Origin of the sequence: Nonomuraea sp. 3-1Str, assembly GCF_031570565.1 — a bacterium.
Lineage (GTDB): Bacteria > Actinomycetota > Actinomycetes > Streptosporangiales > Streptosporangiaceae > Nonomuraea.
Map to the genome: position 1 here is coordinate 588,450 of NZ_JALHBK010000002.1, position 15,129 is coordinate 603,578.

General features: G+C 71.4%; 12 protein-coding genes. 6 read left to right on the plus strand and 6 right to left on the minus strand.

Translation table 11 applies throughout. From position 1 onward, the window contains the following. Positions 1–59: 59 nt before the first annotated feature. Positions 60–1,406 carry a methylation-associated defense system protein kinase MAD6 gene (locus MTP10_RS06550; protein WP_310708092.1) on the minus strand — a complete coding sequence of 449 codons (1,347 nt, stop codon included), beginning with the start codon at positions 1,404–1,406 and terminating at the stop codon, positions 60–62. Between the two features lie 502 nt (positions 1,407–1,908). Between MTP10_RS06550 and MTP10_RS06555 the strand changes: the two genes are divergently transcribed. The 3 genes from MTP10_RS06555 (at position 1,909) to MTP10_RS06565 (ending at position 5,193) form a co-directional block, all read left to right on the plus strand. Beyond that, positions 1,909–2,148: a hypothetical protein gene (locus MTP10_RS06555; RefSeq protein ID WP_310708093.1), complete on the plus strand. Its 240-nt coding sequence runs from the start codon at positions 1,909–1,911 to the stop codon at positions 2,146–2,148. Between the two features lie 1,266 nt (positions 2,149–3,414). Next, positions 3,415–3,912 carry a hypothetical protein gene (locus MTP10_RS06560; protein ID WP_310708094.1) on the plus strand — a complete coding sequence of 166 codons (498 nt, stop codon included), beginning with the start codon at positions 3,415–3,417 and terminating at the stop codon, positions 3,910–3,912. A gap of 858 nt (positions 3,913–4,770) precedes the next feature. Beyond that, complete coding sequence (locus tag MTP10_RS06565; protein WP_310708095.1) at positions 4,771–5,193, plus strand: STAS domain-containing protein; 423 nt, start codon at positions 4,771–4,773, stop codon at positions 5,191–5,193. 5 nt (positions 5,194–5,198) lie between these two features. Here the strand turns inward: MTP10_RS06565 and MTP10_RS06570 are convergent, their stop codons facing one another. The 4 genes from MTP10_RS06570 to MTP10_RS06585 all read right to left on the minus strand — a co-directional run bounded on the left by MTP10_RS06570 (position 5,199) and on the right by MTP10_RS06585 (position 11,340). Beyond that, positions 5,199–7,379 carry a terpene synthase family protein gene (locus MTP10_RS06570; RefSeq protein WP_310708096.1) on the minus strand — a complete coding sequence of 727 codons (2,181 nt, stop codon included), beginning with the start codon at positions 7,377–7,379 and terminating at the stop codon, positions 5,199–5,201. Further along, entirely contained in the window at positions 7,376–8,791 is a 1,416-nt protein-coding gene (locus tag MTP10_RS06575) for a family 2B encapsulin nanocompartment shell protein (protein WP_310708097.1), read from the minus strand. The genes MTP10_RS06570 and MTP10_RS06575 overlap by 4 nt, the downstream gene beginning before the upstream one ends. A 71-nt stretch (positions 8,792–8,862) precedes the next feature. After that, positions 8,863–10,272, minus strand: coding sequence for a family 2B encapsulin nanocompartment shell protein (locus MTP10_RS06580; protein WP_310708098.1), 1,410 nt, complete (start codon positions 10,270–10,272; stop codon positions 8,863–8,865). 102 nt (positions 10,273–10,374) lie between these two features. Then, a complete protein-coding gene (locus tag MTP10_RS06585; protein ID WP_310708099.1) occupies positions 10,375–11,340 on the minus strand; it encodes a polyprenyl synthetase family protein in 966 nt (321 codons plus the stop codon). A gap of 321 nt (positions 11,341–11,661) precedes the next feature. Between MTP10_RS06585 and MTP10_RS06590 the strand changes: the two genes are divergently transcribed. The 3 genes from MTP10_RS06590 (at position 11,662) to MTP10_RS06600 (ending at position 14,675) form a co-directional block, all read left to right on the plus strand. After that, a complete protein-coding gene (locus MTP10_RS06590; protein ID WP_310708100.1) occupies positions 11,662–12,222 on the plus strand; it encodes a DUF4142 domain-containing protein in 561 nt (186 codons plus the stop codon). Between the two features lie 185 nt (positions 12,223–12,407). Continuing rightward, positions 12,408–13,589 (plus strand): zinc-dependent alcohol dehydrogenase, encoded by a 1,182-nt coding sequence (locus MTP10_RS06595; protein WP_310708101.1) that lies wholly within the window; start codon positions 12,408–12,410, stop codon positions 13,587–13,589. A gap of 36 nt (positions 13,590–13,625) precedes the next feature. Continuing rightward, on the plus strand, positions 13,626–14,675 hold the full coding sequence (locus MTP10_RS06600; protein WP_310708102.1) for an NAD-dependent epimerase/dehydratase family protein: 1,050 nt from the start codon (positions 13,626–13,628) through the stop codon (positions 14,673–14,675). A gap of 17 nt (positions 14,676–14,692) precedes the next feature. Here MTP10_RS06600 and MTP10_RS06605 read toward each other — a convergent pair whose 3' ends face one another. After that, positions 14,693–15,097, minus strand: coding sequence for an STAS domain-containing protein (locus MTP10_RS06605; RefSeq protein ID WP_310708103.1), 405 nt, complete (start codon positions 15,095–15,097; stop codon positions 14,693–14,695). Between the last annotated feature and the right edge of the window lie 32 nt (positions 15,098–15,129).

Consider the following 15,129-nt stretch of genomic DNA (forward strand, 5'->3'; position numbering starts at 1 on the left):
GCGCCTGACTGAACTCGGCCGTTTCGGCGCCTCCGGGGCGGCCGGCTCCTAGGTGATCGTCATGAACCGGGAACGATGCGGCGGACCAGTCGTCTGAGGCGGGATCGCTGCGGGATCCCGCGGAGGGCGTCGAGCGCCTCGGCCGCCGAGGGGCGCTTGGCCGGCGAGTGGTCGAGCATCCGCCGCACCACGTCCGGCACCTCCGGGCCCAGGGCGTCGGGACCCGCCGGCAGCCCGCCCGTGAGGAGCTGGTAGGCGATCACGCCGGCCGCGTAGACGTCGGAGGCGGCCGTCATGCGGTCGGGCTGGTCCTGGCACTCGGGCGCCACGTAGTGGCCGTCGAGCACGTTGGTCAGCTCGTGCGCCACCGTGAAGTTGCGCGGGCCGGGCTTGGAGTAGTCGAAGCCGGTCAGCACGGCGTGACCGTCGTCGGTGACGAGCACGCACGCGGGGCTCAGCGCGCGGTGGATGACGCCGTGGGCGTGCGCGTGCGCCAGGCCGCTCAGCAGGTCCTGGATCACGAACGGCGACCCGGCGCCCCGGCCCGGGCTCAGGTGCAGCGCCTCGCCGTGGACGTCGTCGAGCACCAGCACGAACCGGCTCTCGTCGTCGATGGCGAAGAAGTCGCGCGAGCGGACCACGCAGGGGTGGGGCGGGATCCGGGCCAGCGACTGGTAGGCGTTGGCGATGCGCTGCCGCTCGGCGGCCCGCGCGGCCTCGTCGGCGAGGGGATCGGCCTGGTAGACGCGCAGCAGCACGGTCTCGCTGCCGGGCAACGTCGCGTTGAACGCGCGGTACTCGGTGACCCTGGTGTCGCCGCCGAGCTGCTCCTCGACCTCCCAGTTGCCGTACCTGGGGGGCGCGGTGCTCCGCCGTACGGTCTGGTGGAGCGCGTCGAGGATCGCGCTCAGGTACGGCCGGGCGTCGGGGCTGCACCCGCGCTTGACCCGCGACGCGTCGGCCAGCATCGGCACCAGGCCGTTCAGGTCGGTGACGTGGGCCGCGTCGCGCCCGGTGGGATCGATCAGCTCAGCGTCGGGCGAGGTGAGCACCACGAGGCTGTCGACGTAGACACGTTCGAGCTGGGTGGCGCGGGAGACCAGCAGGCCCTTGAGCGCTCGCGCGGTGCCCCTCAGCTTCGTCACCGGCGAGCCGTACGCCTCCCGGCGCGGCGGGAACCACCGCGGGCCCGACACCTGGATGCGGCCACGGGTGCCCTTGACGTCGACGACCACCAGGGAGTGGCCGGTCAGGACCAGCAGGTCCACCTCGAACACGTCCTCGCCGCGGGGCACCTCGACGTTGTGGAGCAGCAGCCAGTCGGCCGGGCCCTGGTCGCGCAGATAGGCGATCACGCGCCGCTCCGCGTCGTTGACCGGACGTCCCCCGCCGACGATCTGTGCCATGCACATATCCTCGCACGCATACGGATTGACAGGCTGTTGTCCGGCCCGAGCCGCTGCCCGTGGCCGGCGTCGCCCGTGTGCTGGGCATGACCCGGCAGGGGAGTGCAGCGGATCGCGGACCTGCTGGTGGAGAAGGGCCTCGCGAGCGCCTGGCGGCTCGACTGGGCGAAGCGGACACGCCGGACTGCCCGCGGACATTGCGCCACCTGTCCGCCGTTCTCGACGAGTTGTCCTCCTGAGCGAATGGTGCGCTCAAGTTTTGGATGATCGTGCTTAAACAACGATGTCCCGGAGCCGTGCCATTCTGTATATGCCGGTGATTCGCGCGTGCCGCGGAAAGCGTGTGTGCCAAGAAAACGAGGCGGCTCCTTGACCGCCAGGAGGCGTTCTTGGGTTGCGGCACCCGCCCGGTGCCGGGATCGTTATTGACGGCACCTTCACCGCCCTGCACAAACGACTATGGCGCTGGTGATTTCCGCGCCGATCAATGGAGGAAACAAACATGATCCGTCGTATTCTCGCCGGTGCTGCCATCGCGGGCATCGCGCTCGGTTTCTCCGCCGCCGCCGCCTCGGCCGACTCCAACCCGTACAACAGCGGCCAGAGCTGGCTGAGCCAGTGGAGCGCCCTGAACAACGCCACCGTGCTGAACGGCGTGCTCAACGACTCCGTCAAGGACGTGAACGTGCTCAACATCGGCCAGCTCGACCAGGTCGACGTCGCGGTCCTCAACAACGGCTGACGCACTGTCGCGAGGCGCCGGCCCGCGGTTCCCTCGCCAGCCCTCCGGCTCCGCGCCGGTCGGCCGGCGGCCGCCATCCCCGCGCGACCCAGCGCCCTCGACAACGCCCGTGGCTCCCCACGGGACCACACGATCCAACCGATACACGGGATCCACCCGGCCCACCGAACCAGCCAGGCCGGTCGAGCCGGTCAGTCCGGTCGAGCCCGCCGCGCCTGACGCGCCGGCTGGGCCTGATGTGCCGACGGCCCGGGACGTACGCTTCCAAGCGGCACGCCCCGGGCCGCCGCCGCCCGCTACGCCACACCTACCCCCCATCCGCATTCCCCCGCGACCACTCTCCCCGCGCCGGTCCTCCCCGCACCGACCACCCTCCCCGCGCCGGGCTCCTCCCTGCGCCGGTCCCTCCCCGCACCGGTCCCTTCCACTTCAGGGCTCCCACCCCTGCGCCTCATGGGCCGCTTGCTGCAGGTCTGGTTCGTCCGTCCTTCTGCGCCTTCGGCCGCGCCCTTCGGTCTGCGCGTCTCTGGTCTGCGCCACCTCGCCTGGGCTCCTCAGGTCTGCACGCCATACGTCTGTGCGCCCTCGGACGCGCGTCTCCCGGGCAAACTCCGCTTCTCCCGAGTCGTGACGCCCCTTGCTTCCGGCCGCCCTCGGGCCCGGCGTCATCCCGGTCCGTCGGCGTCATCCCGGTCCGCTCGGCTGTGTCCTGGAGCGCCGCTTCCTGCAGCGCTGCGTTCCGTTTCGCGCCGTCGCGTCGCATGCCTTCCGACCCTTCGTGGCGGCCCGCATCCTCATGCCACGCGCCGTGACGCTTCCCGGGCCACCCCTTGCCCACCGCCTCCTCCGAGCCGGCCCGAAACGGCCGGCGGGTGTCGCCGAGGTGGTGGCGGCCGGCCGAGGTGACCAAGGTGGCTGGTCGAGGTCGCTGAGGACCGGGCGCACGGCCGGCGCCGCACCAGTACCCCGAGAGACGGATCGCGCCGGCCTGGGCGTCAGGACAAATCGGTTGGGGCATATCAAGATAAGCCCGTCAATAACGCCTCATAGCAATCCGTTGAACCCCGAATATCGGGGCATATCCGGGCGACGCATAATCAAGCGCCAAGCAATTGAGGGTTGCATTTGACTTGGGCTTAGCGAATTCGAGTTGCGGTGAACCGCCATGGCGCGGGATCGTTATCCGGCCTCTTCCAGTCCTGTGAGAGAGCGATTCAGATGAAGCGCATCCCCTTCCGCGCTGATTCCCACGAAGGAGAACTCGAAATGATGCGTCGCATTCTCGTCGGTGCAGCCCTCGCCGGTGCCGTCTTCGGCCTCTCAACCGTGAGCGCCTACGCGGACAGCGGCACCAGCACGTACTGCACCCCCAAGCCGACCGTCGCGACCGACTGCGCCCCCAAGCCGGTCATCGCGCTTCCCTGCGCCACGAAGGTCGTCACGACCACCACCACCACGCAGTGCACCAGCTGCACGACGCAGTGCACCACCAACCACACCACGAGCTCCACGGCCACGAGCTCCACGGCCACGAGCTCCACCGCCACCAGCTCGACCAGCTACGTGCCGGCCGGCGTGGCGAACACCGGCACCCAGGTCGCCAGCCAGTGGGCCGCGGCCAACGACCTCGTTCTGCTGAACGACGTGGCCAACGACTCGGTCAAGAACATCAACGTTCTGAACGTCGGCCAGCTGCACAAGGTCAACGTCGGCGTGCTGAACAACCACCAGGCGTCGTCCACCTCCGTGCTCGCCCCCTGCTGAACCACGGGGAACCAGGGGTAAGCACGGGTAAGCACGGCTGGGCACGGTAAGGCCCGTCCCCTCCGGCCGGATGTATGTGCTTCGTGCTCGCATGATCGGGGGCCCGCGTTCTCAGACGGCCTGGGGCCGGCCGGCGCCCGTGTGGGGCCACCCCGAGTGGCTCGTACGCGAAGAGACTCGAAGGCGGGGAGCGCCGGCCGGATGGCGGCGGTGCTCGCCGGGATCGAGACGACGGGTGCCGGTGGGACAGTGCACTCCCAGGTGAACCCGGGCCGGTAGCTGCGCGGTCACGAGCACGAAGCCGTTGACGACCGACGGTCGTAGGAGCCGGGATTCGCGAGCCAGCAGGGCGACGGCGACGACGACCGACAGGGTCGGGCCTGCGTGATTCGCTGAGGAGGCCGTCATGAAGCCGTCCTCAGAAGAGTCGGTGCTCAGAGAAATGGCGTGATCCGCCGGCAGGCGTGGGCGGGAGATGGCGACCTGGTACAGGGAGCCCACGCCCCAGCCGGCGGACATCGCCGTGAAACGGCACAGGTCACTCGCCGTGAAACGGCACAGGTCACTCGCCGTGAAACGGCACAGGTCACTCGCCGTGAGACAGGCACAGGTGACTCGCCGTGAGACGGGAACACTTCAGGCGCCGTGGAACGGGTAGACAGCAGAGGACGGACCCGCAGAGCTCCGGGTCCGCTCATACCCCACAGGCATACCGCCTCTTTATCATGGATATCACTTAACGAAAGACATTTCGTGTAATCTGGTTCCGGATCGGCGGAGACGCGACGCCGGTCCGTCCCCCTGTGCGCAGGGGCCGGACACGACCCCCACGCTCAAGGAGATGGGGGTGCGCGGCCGATGAGCGGTGACACGGACATGAGCGAGCGGTTGCTGTACGCGGACCGGCTCGTCCGGATCTCCCTGCGAGGACCCGCACGGGATCCGCGGAAGACACCCCACCATCTCGGCTTCCCGCTCGGGACAGCGGACCCTCTGCTCGCCGTCGTCGGCGAGATCGACGTGAGCAACTGCGAGGCGCTGTCCCGGGTGCTGGCCGGCTGCCGCGTCGCCGGCGGGCACGTGACCGTCGACACCAGCCGCATCACCTTCATCGACCTGGCGGGCCTGCGGGCGCTGCTCATGCCGGCGCTGCCCGCGTCGCAGCGCTGGGTGCGCCTGCGCAACGTCACGCCGTACCAGCAGCGGCTGCTGCGCCTGATCGGCTGGTTCTACGAGCTGAACCCCGAGCCGGACAGCGCCACGCCGCAGACCGCGCCCTGAGCGCACTAGACCGCCGAGCCCCACATCATCGCGGCCGAGGTGCCGAGGCCCGTGGGCCCGGCCAGCCGCCACCGGGGCGGCTGGTGGTGGCGGCGCAGGGAGCCCTCGTCGTAGCGGCGGCAGTCGCGATGCCACACGAGGATGCCCGACATCCAGTTCTCCAGGTCCCTCACATACCCGCGCAGCACCTCACGCGCCTCCTCGCCCAGCTCGGCGTCGTCGTACAGCACCGGCAGCTCGTGCTCGGCGACGTGCTGGAACTGCCGCATCCGGGAATTGACGAGGTCGGCGGCGATGCCGAGCGCCTCGGGGTAGCCGCAGCCGAAGAAGGTCTCCGTGACCAGGACGACGTTGTGCGTCTCGCCCTCGAACTCGATCTCCTTCTGGTACGAGAACACGTCGTTGAGCAGCGCCGCGTAGTCCATGGCGGAGTTCTCCAGCGACCGCATCGGCCCGCTCGTGTAGATCTCCGGCGGCACCCGGTCGCCGTGGGCCAGGCGGCACAGGCTCATCGTGAGCTCCGAGCCGAACGTCATCCGCCGCATCTCCACGTAGTCGACGGGGTCGGGCACCCGGTTGGCGATCTGGTTGGCCAGCTCCCACAGCCAGCTCTGGACCATGTCCTCGATGGCCCCGCGGAACCTGCGGCGCGCCGGCGGCCGCATCGGCCCGGCCGTGCGGGCCCACAGGTCGGCCAGGCTGCGTTCGAGCGCGTTCACCGGCTCCGTGAGCGGCGGCCCGTCGAGCGGCATGAACGCCGACAGCCGCTCGACGCACACCTTGGCGGCGGGCAGGTTGCGGGTGCGGCCGAACACGACGGGGAAGTAGTCGTCGCCGTAGGTGCCCCAGGCCAGCCAGGCCGACGACAGGTCGAGCTGCTCGGGTGAGGCGTCGGGGTGGATGCCCGCCGCGCACAGCGGCAGGTCGTAGTCGACCAGCTTGTCCGCGTCCCACACGGCCGAGCCGACCACGCCCGGCTGCGCTTCGAGGATGCCCATCTCGCGCGCCCAGGTCACGACGTTGACCCGGGCGGAGCCGAGGTGGGGCGACAGGCGGGGCTCGAACGGCATGGCGAGCTCGGGGATCACCGACGGCCCGACCCGCCGGTGGGGGACATGCGCGTGCGAGCGGAACCGTTTGGCGCCGAGGATGTCGACGACCGAGCGCATGCCGAGCCCGGCGCCGCGGGAGGCACGCTGGTTCATGTAGCGGCTGGAGCGCATGTGCCACTCGTGGCCGCCCGACTGCCAGTCCTGCAGTCCCTTGACGTACGCGAGCACGCCGGCGCAGGACAACGGGTCGAGGCCGTGCTCCACGAACATCGGGCCCAGCTCGGTGGCGACCGTGTGCTCGAACTGCTGGAGCCGCGAGGTGAGCAGGTCGTTGACCGCGTCGGCGGCCTCCTGGGTGGTGCAGCCGAGGAACGTCTCCAGCACCAGCACGCCGTTGCTCAGCTCGCCCTCCTCCTCGACCTCCCGCTGGTAGGAGAACAGGTCGTTGCGCAGGTGGACGCCGTCCGAGAACGCGTCGCGCAGCACCCTCATGGGCCGGGAGGCCGCGACGACCGCCGGGACCTCGGCCCCCACCGCGTGCTCGACCAGGCCGGCCGACCAGGGCGCGCCGCCGACCTTGCGGCGCATCTCGATGTACTCGACCGGGTTGGGCACCCGCCCGATGTTGATGTTGGACAGCTCCCAGAGCGACTCGTTCAGCAGGTTGCGGGTGCTCTCGGCGAACCGCTCGCGCCACTGCGGCGAGCGGCTGGGCACCGTGCGGGCCCACAGGTCGGCCAGGCCGGCCTCCACCGGGTTGGCCGGCTCGGGCAGGCCGTCGGAGAGGTCCAGCGGCATGAACGCGGCCAGCCGGTCGAGGTGCTCCTTGCCGGCCCGGCGGTCGCCGGTGCGCTTGAACAGCTCCAGGAAGTGGTCGTCGAAGAAGAACACCCACACGTACCAGTCGGTGATCAGGCTGAGCTCGGGCCCGTCGCAGTCAGGATGGGTGTAGGCGCACAGCAGGGCGTAGTCGTGGGCGTCGAGGTCGCGCTGCTCCCAGACGCCGGATCCCTCCAGCATGCCCATGGAGCGCGCCCACTGCCGGGAGTGGTGACGGGCCTCCTCCAGGTGCGGGTTGAGCCGGGCGGGATACGGCAGGTAGAAGTCCGGCAGCTCGAACGGCTGGTCGGTCATGGGGTCACTCCGTTCTGGCTCGTGAACCTCTGCTCGTGAACCTCGACGTCGGTGAGCATGCCGAGCGCGTCGGGCACCAGGACGGCGGCCGAGTAATGGGCGCTGACCAGATAGGAGGAGATGGCCCGGTCGTCGATGCCGGTGCACCGGACGCTCAGCCCGGGCAGGCGCTCGCCCGGCAGGCCGGTCTGCCGCAGCCCCACCACGCCCTGGTCGTCCTCCCCGGTGCGGAAGGCGAGGATCGCGGTCGTGCCCGCCTGGCTGACGGGCAGCTTGTCGCAGGGCAGGATCGGCACCCCGCGCCAGGCCGGCAGCGTCCGCCCCTCGACGGTGACCGGCTCGGGGTGGACACCGAGGTGGTTGCACTGCCGCCCGAACGCGGCGATCGCCCGGGGGTGGGCGAGGAGGTAACGCGTCTTCTTGCGGCGGCTGAGCAGCTCGTCGAGGTCGCCGGGGGTGGGCGGGCCGCCGCGCGTGGGGATCCGCTGGCGGGGGTCCACGTTGTGCAGCAGCCCGAAGCCCGGGTCGTTGACCAGCGCGCGCTCCTGCGCCTCCAGGACCGTCTCGATGGTCAGCCGGAGCTGCTGCTCGGTCTGGTCCATCGGCTCGCTGTACAGGTCGGCGACCCGGGTGTGGACCCGGAGCACGGCCTGGGAGACGCTCAGCTCGTACTCGCGCGGGCCGGGGTCGTAGTCGGCGAACGTGCCCGGCAGGACCGGCTCACCCCGATGACCGGCGGCCACGGCGATGGCCGCCTCGCCGTGCTTGTTGTGCGGCCTGGCCAGGTCGGCGCGGTGCCGGTCGAGCCGCTCCCGCAGCGACGGCGACCGGGCGGCCAGCGCCTCGAACGCCTCCCACGGCAGGTACAGCACCGTGCACGGCGTGCGGGCCGTCAGCGTGTACGGCCAGCGGGCGTCGGGCCCGGACCGCTCGAACCCGGCGTGGTCGCCGGCCGCCAGCGTCGCCCGGACGAGGTCGTCGCCGTACGGGCCGGGCTGGAGCCGGGCGGCCTTGCCGGACGCGAGCAGCACCAGGCCGCCGGCGGGCTCGCCGGCCCGCGCGATCGACTCGCCCGGCGCGTACTCGCGCTGCTCGAACAGGCCGGCGAGCCTCTCCAGGACGGAGGCGTCGCCGAGCCCGCTCAGCGGCGGCAGCTCGGCCAGGCTCGGCGGGATCACCCTGACCCGCGCCCCCTCGTGGGTGAAGCCCACCCGGCCGCCGCCCACGGGATAGGTGAGCCGGCGGTTGACCCGGTAGACGGCGCCGGCCACCTCCACCCAGGGCAGGACCCGCGTCAGCCAGCGAGGTGTGATCTCGCGGGTCTGCGGCGGTGTCTTGGTCGTCGTGGCCAGCAGCCGCGCCGCCTGCGTGTCGAGGCTCTGGCGCTCTGCTTCCCGATGCTGCTCCGTCAAACCGGCACCCATCCCTCGACCTGCCTGATGACCTGACTGATGACCTGACTGATGACCCGACCGATGACCTGCTAGTGCTCGTGCCCGAGCTCGACGTCCTCCAGGACGGCGAGCGAGTCGGGCACCAGGACGGCGGCGGAGTAGTAGGCGGTGACGAGGTAGGAGATGACGGCCTTCTCGTTGATGTTCATGAAGCGGACCGACAGGCCCGGCTGGTACTCGTCCGGGATGCCGGTCTGGTGCAGGCCGACGACCCCCTGGCTCTCCTGGCCGGTGCGCATGAGCATGATCGAGGTGGTGCGGGTGTCGGTCACCGGGATCTTGTTGCACGGGAAGATGGGAACGCCGCGCCAGGCCGGCACCCGGTGCCCGCCGACCTCGGCGGCCTGCGGGTACAGGCCGCGCTTGGAGCACTCCCTGCCGAACGCGGCGATGGCCTGCGGATGGGCGAGGAAGAAGGCCGGCTCCTTCCACACCTTGGCGAGCAGCTCGTCGAGGTCGTCGGGGGTGGGCGCGCCGGCGCGGGTGCGGATGCGCTGGGAGAAGTCGGCGTTGTGCAGCAGGCCGAAGCCGCGGTTGTTGACCAGCTCGTGCTCCTGGCGCTCGCGCAGCGCCTCGATGGTGAGCCGCAGCTGCTGGTCGAGCTGGCTCATCGGCTGGTTGTACAGGTCGGAGACGCGGGTGTGGACGCGCAGGATGGTCTGGGCCACGCTCAGCTCGTACTCGCGCGGGGCGAGGTCGTAGTCGACGAACGTGCCGGGCAGCGTCGGCTCGCCGGTGTGGCCGGACGACATGTCGATCGCGGCCTCGCCGTAGTCGTTGCGGGAGCGGCTCTCGACGTCGCGGATGGCCGCGAGGTGCTCGCGCAGCTCGGGCGACTGGTCGTAGATCTGCTGGAAGTCGTGCTGGGAGAGCACGAGCACGGTGCAGGTGGTGGCGGCCTTGGCGGTGAAGGGGAAGCGGCCCGCCTCGGTCAGCAGCTGCTCGCCGAGGTGGTCGCCGTCGGCCAGCACGCCGAGGGCCTGCTCGTCGCCGTAGGCGCCGTGGCCGCTCTTGGTGACCCGGCCGTGGGCGATCAGCACGAGCTGGTCGACGGGGCTGCCCTCGGTGACGATCGCCTGGCCGGTTTCGTACTCGCGCTGGCTGAACCGGGCGGCCAGCGCCTCCAGCACCTCCATGTCGCCGAAGCCGCGCAGCGGCGCCAGCTCGGTGAGCTCGGCCGGGATGACCCGCACCTCGGCGCCCGTCGTCGTGAAGGTGATGCGCCCGTCGCCCAAGGTGTAGGTGAGCCGGCGGTTCACCCGGAAGACGCCGCCGGAGGTCTGCACCCAGGGGAGCAGCTTCAGCAGCCAGCGGGAGGTGATCTCCTGCATCTGGGGGACGGTCTTGGTGGTCGTCGCCAGATTACGGGCGGCCTCGGTGCTGAGGCTGAGCTGCTGGTTCTGCCCGTTGGGAGCGGCCGACTCGGGTGATTCGGTCATACTGCACCACCAATCTTCATGGGTGACGACGCCGGAGAACCGGCTTCGGGGGGATGGAACGTTCCAGATCCGGGCGGGGCGGCCCCGCGAGGCCGCCGGACGCTACCGGTCGCGGTGCGCGAGCTGCCCGGCCAGGACGGCCAGGGCCTCGCGCGCCTCAATGGTCATGGGGGCGGCCCGCAGCTCGGCGTCGGCCTCCCGGACCCGCTCGACGATCATGTCCTCGACCTCGGCGAGCGCGCCGGTGGCGACGATGATCTGCCGCAGCTCGTCGGCCTGCTCCTCGGTCAGCTCAGGGTGGCCGTGCCAGGTGCGCAGGTAGGCGCGCTGGGCCGGCGTGGCCCGCTGCACGGCGTGCGCGAACAGCACGGTGTGCTTGCCGTCGCGCAGGTCGTCGAGCGCCGACTTGCCCGTCTCCGCGGAGGAGCCGAACGTGCCGAGCACGTCGTCGCGGAGCTGGAACGCCTCGCCGAGCGGCAGGCCGAAGCGGGAGTAGGACTCCAGCAGCTCGGGCGGCGCGCCCGCGAGCGCGCCGCCGATCTGCATCGGGCGCTCCACGGTGTACTTGGCCGTCTTGTAGCGGATCACGGTGAGGGTCTCGGGGACGGTGGCGCCGGAGCGCAGCTGGGCCAGGATGTCGAGGTACTGGCCGCTGATGACCTCGCTGCGCATGGCGTCGAACAGGTGGTGGGCCACGCGCAGCCGGCCGGGCTCCACCCCGCACGACGACAGCAGCGCGTCGGCCCAGGCCAGGCTGAGCGTGCCGAGCAGGATGCCGCCCGCCTGGCCGAAGGTCTCGGCGCCGGGACCGGAGTGGAGCTGGGACAGGCGCCGGTGGACGGTCGCGTGGCCGCGGCGCAGCTCGCTGCCGTCCATGATGTCGTCGTGGATGAGCAGGCCGGCGTGGCACAGCTCCAGCGCCGCCGCGGCGCTGATGATCTCGTCGCAGTCGTCGCCGCCGGCCCCGCGCCAGCCCCAGTAGCACAGCTGGGGTCGCACCCTCTTGCCGCCGCTGAGGATGAAGTCGGTCAGCAGCTCGTACGCCGCGACCACGTCGGGGTCGGACACCGGTGCCCGCCACGCTTCGAGGAAGCCGGTCAAGCGCTGGTCAACGCGTGGTCCGACAAGGTTGTGAGTGAAGCCGACTGTCATTACTGAAGGCCCCTTCCGCCAAGGCCACACTACATGTAGTTATTCATCGAACACGGAGTGTGTAAAGGGACTCCTGCGGCTCCAGGTGGGCCGCAACTCGGCCGTGAACCCGTCAGAGCGCTCTGAGCTGGGAGAACTCGGGCGACACGCTGCGCGCATGACTACAGAGCGCGACCGAAAGGTGTCTACTTGTAATTACACGCAGTGCGTTTCCAAACAAGTGGGGATTCCATGTCCATGCGCCGCTCACATCTGAGCCTGCTCCTCGCCGCTTTGGCCGTAACCGCATCCGCCGGTTGCGGTGGCGGCGCCACCGATTCCGCGGCCTCCAGCGAGGCGTCGTCGTCCGCGTCAGCTCCGGCCGCGCAGGCCTCCGGCCAGGACCGGGCCTGGATGCGGAAGATCCACATGGGCGGTCTGGCCGAGATCCACGCGGCCAGGCTGGCCCAGGACAAGGGCTCGACGGAGGTGGTCAAGTCGCTCGGCGGCACGTTCGTCAAGGACTACGACAGCCTGGACGACCAGCTCGTGCACGCCGCCGAGAGGCACGGCGTCCACCTGCCCGCCGAGCTGTCCACCGCCGAGCAGAAGAAGGCCGCCGCGCTGGAGGAGGCCGCGCGCGCCCGGTTCGACAGCCGCTTCCTCAAGGCGACGGCCCAGGCGCACAAGCAGGCCATCACCGCCACCAAGCGGGAGATCAAGAAGGGCTCCGCCCCCGAGATCGTCTCGCTGGCCAGGACCACGCTCCCGTCCCTGGAGAGCCACATGGCCATGCTGCGCGAGGTCGACGGCTCCTGACCCCGGGGCCGTCGCACGGCGGCTTCCGGCCGGAGCACGGGCCGCGTCCGGCCGGAGCCGTTTGGCGCCGGTGGTGAGGGTATGAGGCGCCGGTCGGCATCGTCGGCGGCGCGGAGCCGCCCGGCCGCCGGGCCGGTCCGGCGGCGCCGGCCGCCACGAGCACGACACCGGCGGGAGGAGCAGCCATGAAGGCCGTCACCTGGCACGGCAAGCGGGACGTGCGGGTCGAGGAGGTCGCCGATCCGGCGATCAAGGAGCCGACCGACGCGGTGATCAAGATCACCACCACCGCCATCTGCGGTTCCGACCTGCACCTGTACGAGGTCCTCGGGCCGTTCATGACCCAGGGCGACATTCTCGGGCACGAGCCGATGGGCGTGGTCGAGGAGGTGGGCGCCGACGTCGAGCACATCAGGCCGGGCGACCGCGTGGTCGTGCCGTTCAACATCTCCTGCGGCCGCTGCCAGATGTGCGGCCTGAAGCTGTACGCCCAGTGCGAGACGACCCAGGTACGCGAGCACGGCATGGGCGCGGCGCTGTTCGGCTACACCAAGCTGTACGGGCAGGTGCCCGGCGGGCAGGCGGAGTACCTCCGGGTGCCGCAGGCCCACTTCGGCCCGATCAAGGTGCCGGAGGGCCCCGCCGACGAGCGGTTCGTCTACCTGTCGGACGTGCTGCCCACCGCCTGGCAGGCCGTGGAGTACGCGGAGGTGCCCGAGGGCGGCAGCGTCACCGTCTTCGGCCTCGGGCCGATCGGGCAGATGTGCGCCCGCATCGCGCGCCACCGGGGCTACCGGGTGATCGCGGTGGACGGGGTGCCGGAGCGGCTGGAGATGGCGCGCCGCCACGGCGTCGAGGTGATCGACTCGCGCCATGCGGACGACGTGCCCGACGCGGTGCGCGGGCTGACGGCCGGGCGCGGCACCGACTCCGTCATCGACGCCGTCGGCATGGAGGCGCACGGCTCGCCCGGCGCCAAGCTGGCGCAGACGCTCACCGGTCTCCTGCCGGACAAGGTGGCCGCGCCGCTCATGACGCAGGCGGGCGTCGATCGCCTGGCCGCGCTCAACCAGGCCATCGACTCCGTGCGGCGCTGCGGGGTCATCTCGATCATCGGCGTCTACGGCGGCATGGCCGATCCGCTGCCCATGCTCCGCCTGTTCGACAAGGGCGTCACGCTACGGATGGGGCAGGCCCACGTCAGGCGCTGGATCGACGACCTGATGCCGCTGGTCACCGACGACGCCGACCCCCTCGGCGTGATGGACCTGGCCACCCACCGGCTGCCGCTGGAGCAGGCGCCGCACGCCTACGAGATCTTCCAGAAGAAGCAGGACGGCGCCATCAAGGTGCTGCTCCAGCCGTAGGGTTTCGGCCCCTGGCCGGGGGGCAGCCGGAGCGGCATGAGAGTGGTGGTGGTAGGGGCGACCGGCAATGTGGGCACCAGCGTGGTGGAGGCGCTGCGGGCCGACGACCGGGTGAGGTCGATCGTGGGCGTGGCCCGCAGGGCGCCCGGGTGGCGTCCCGAGGGTGTCGAGTGGCGGCGGGCCGACGTGGTGACCGACGACCTGGCGCCGGTCTTCGAGGGCGCCGACGCGGTCGTCCACCTGGAGTGGCTGTTCCAGCCGACCAGGGACGCCACCGTGACGTGGCGGGCCAACGTGCTGGGCAGCATGCGGATCTTCCGCGCCGTGGCCGAGGCGGGGGTCCCCGCCCTGGTGTACGCCTCCTCGGTGGGCGCCTACTCGCCGGGGCCCAAGGACCGGCCGGTGGACGAGAGCTGGCCCACGCACGGCTGGCCGGGCGCCGCGTACGGGCGGGAGAAGGCGTATGTCGAGCGGGTGCTGGACGTCTTCGAGCACGACCATCCCGACATCCGCGTGGTGCGGATGCGGCCCGGCTTCATCTTCAAGCGGGAGTCCGCCACGGAGCAGCGCCGCCTGTTCGGCGGGCCGTTCGTGCCGCGTCGGCTGGTACGGCCGGGGCTGATCCCGTTCGTGCCCGACATGCCGGGGCTGCGGCTGCAGGCCCTGCACGCGGACGACGCCGCGCAGGCGTACCGGCTGGCCGTCACCCGGGAGGTCAGCGGCCCGTTCAACCTGGCCGCCGAGCCGGTGCTCGACCCGCAGGACCTGGCCCGGCTGCTCGGCACCCGGACGATGACGGTCGCGCCGTGGCTGGCCCGGACGGCGATGGCGGCGGGCTGGCACCTGCGGCTGCTGCCGGCCGCGCCGGGACTGTTCGAGATGCTGCTGCAGATCCCACTCATGGACGTGACCCGGGCGCGGGAGGTGCTCGGCTGGACGCCCGCGCGCTCGTCGGCCGAGGCGGTGCGGGAGGTCGTCGAGGGCATGCACGAGGGCGCCGGGATGGACACCGCGCCCCTGGCGCCGGACGAGGGACCGGCCGGGCGGCTCAAGGAGACCACGACCGGGGTCGGCGGACGCCCCTAGCCGGGGAGGCGGACGGCTCAGGCCGCGCCGGTGCTCGTGCCGTCGCCGCTGACCGGGCGGTACGGGGGCTCCGGCGGGGTGAGGACGGCGGTCAGCGCGTCCTCGACCGTCGCGTGGACGGGCAGATGGTCGCCGACGCGGGTGATCGCGATCAGCCGGGCCGGCATGGACTGCAACGCCGCCAGGCGGACGCCGCCGCCGTGGTCCTCCGCGTACAGGTAGGCGTTGAGCAGGGTGCGCAGGCCCGCGCTGTCCATGAAGCGCACCTCGGCCAGGTCGAACACGAGATGCTCGCCGGGCCCCCGGCGCGAGGCGGCGATGAACGACTCCAGGCGGGCGGCGTTGGTGGAGTCGATCTCACCGCCCACGGAGATGACGGTGGCGCCGGGAAGGTGCTCGCAGGCGAGGTCGAGCCGGGACATCAGGGAATCCGCCGACCGGAGGGCCGTCCGAG

Coding starts and splice junctions, on each gene's coding strand:
- MTP10_RS06560 (WP_310708094.1), top strand. CDS start 3,415: ATGATGCGTCGCATTCTCGTCGGTGCAGCCCTCGCCGGTGCCGTCTTC.
- MTP10_RS06605 (WP_310708103.1), bottom strand. CDS start 15,097: ATGTCCCGGCTCGACCTCGCCTGCGAGCACCTTCCCGGCGCCACCGTC.
- MTP10_RS06580 (WP_310708098.1), bottom strand. CDS start 10,272: ATGACCGAATCACCCGAGTCGGCCGCTCCCAACGGGCAGAACCAGCAG.
- MTP10_RS06590 (WP_310708100.1), top strand. CDS start 11,662: ATGCGCCGCTCACATCTGAGCCTGCTCCTCGCCGCTTTGGCCGTAACC.
- MTP10_RS06570 (WP_310708096.1), bottom strand. CDS start 7,379: ATGACCGACCAGCCGTTCGAGCTGCCGGACTTCTACCTGCCGTATCCC.
- MTP10_RS06555 (WP_310708093.1), top strand. CDS start 1,909: ATGATCCGTCGTATTCTCGCCGGTGCTGCCATCGCGGGCATCGCGCTC.
- MTP10_RS06595 (WP_310708101.1), top strand. CDS start 12,408: ATGAAGGCCGTCACCTGGCACGGCAAGCGGGACGTGCGGGTCGAGGAG.
- MTP10_RS06600 (WP_310708102.1), top strand. CDS start 13,626: ATGAGAGTGGTGGTGGTAGGGGCGACCGGCAATGTGGGCACCAGCGTG.
- MTP10_RS06550 (WP_310708092.1), bottom strand. CDS start 1,406: ATGGCACAGATCGTCGGCGGGGGACGTCCGGTCAACGACGCGGAGCGG.
- MTP10_RS06565 (WP_310708095.1), top strand. CDS start 4,771: ATGAGCGGTGACACGGACATGAGCGAGCGGTTGCTGTACGCGGACCGG.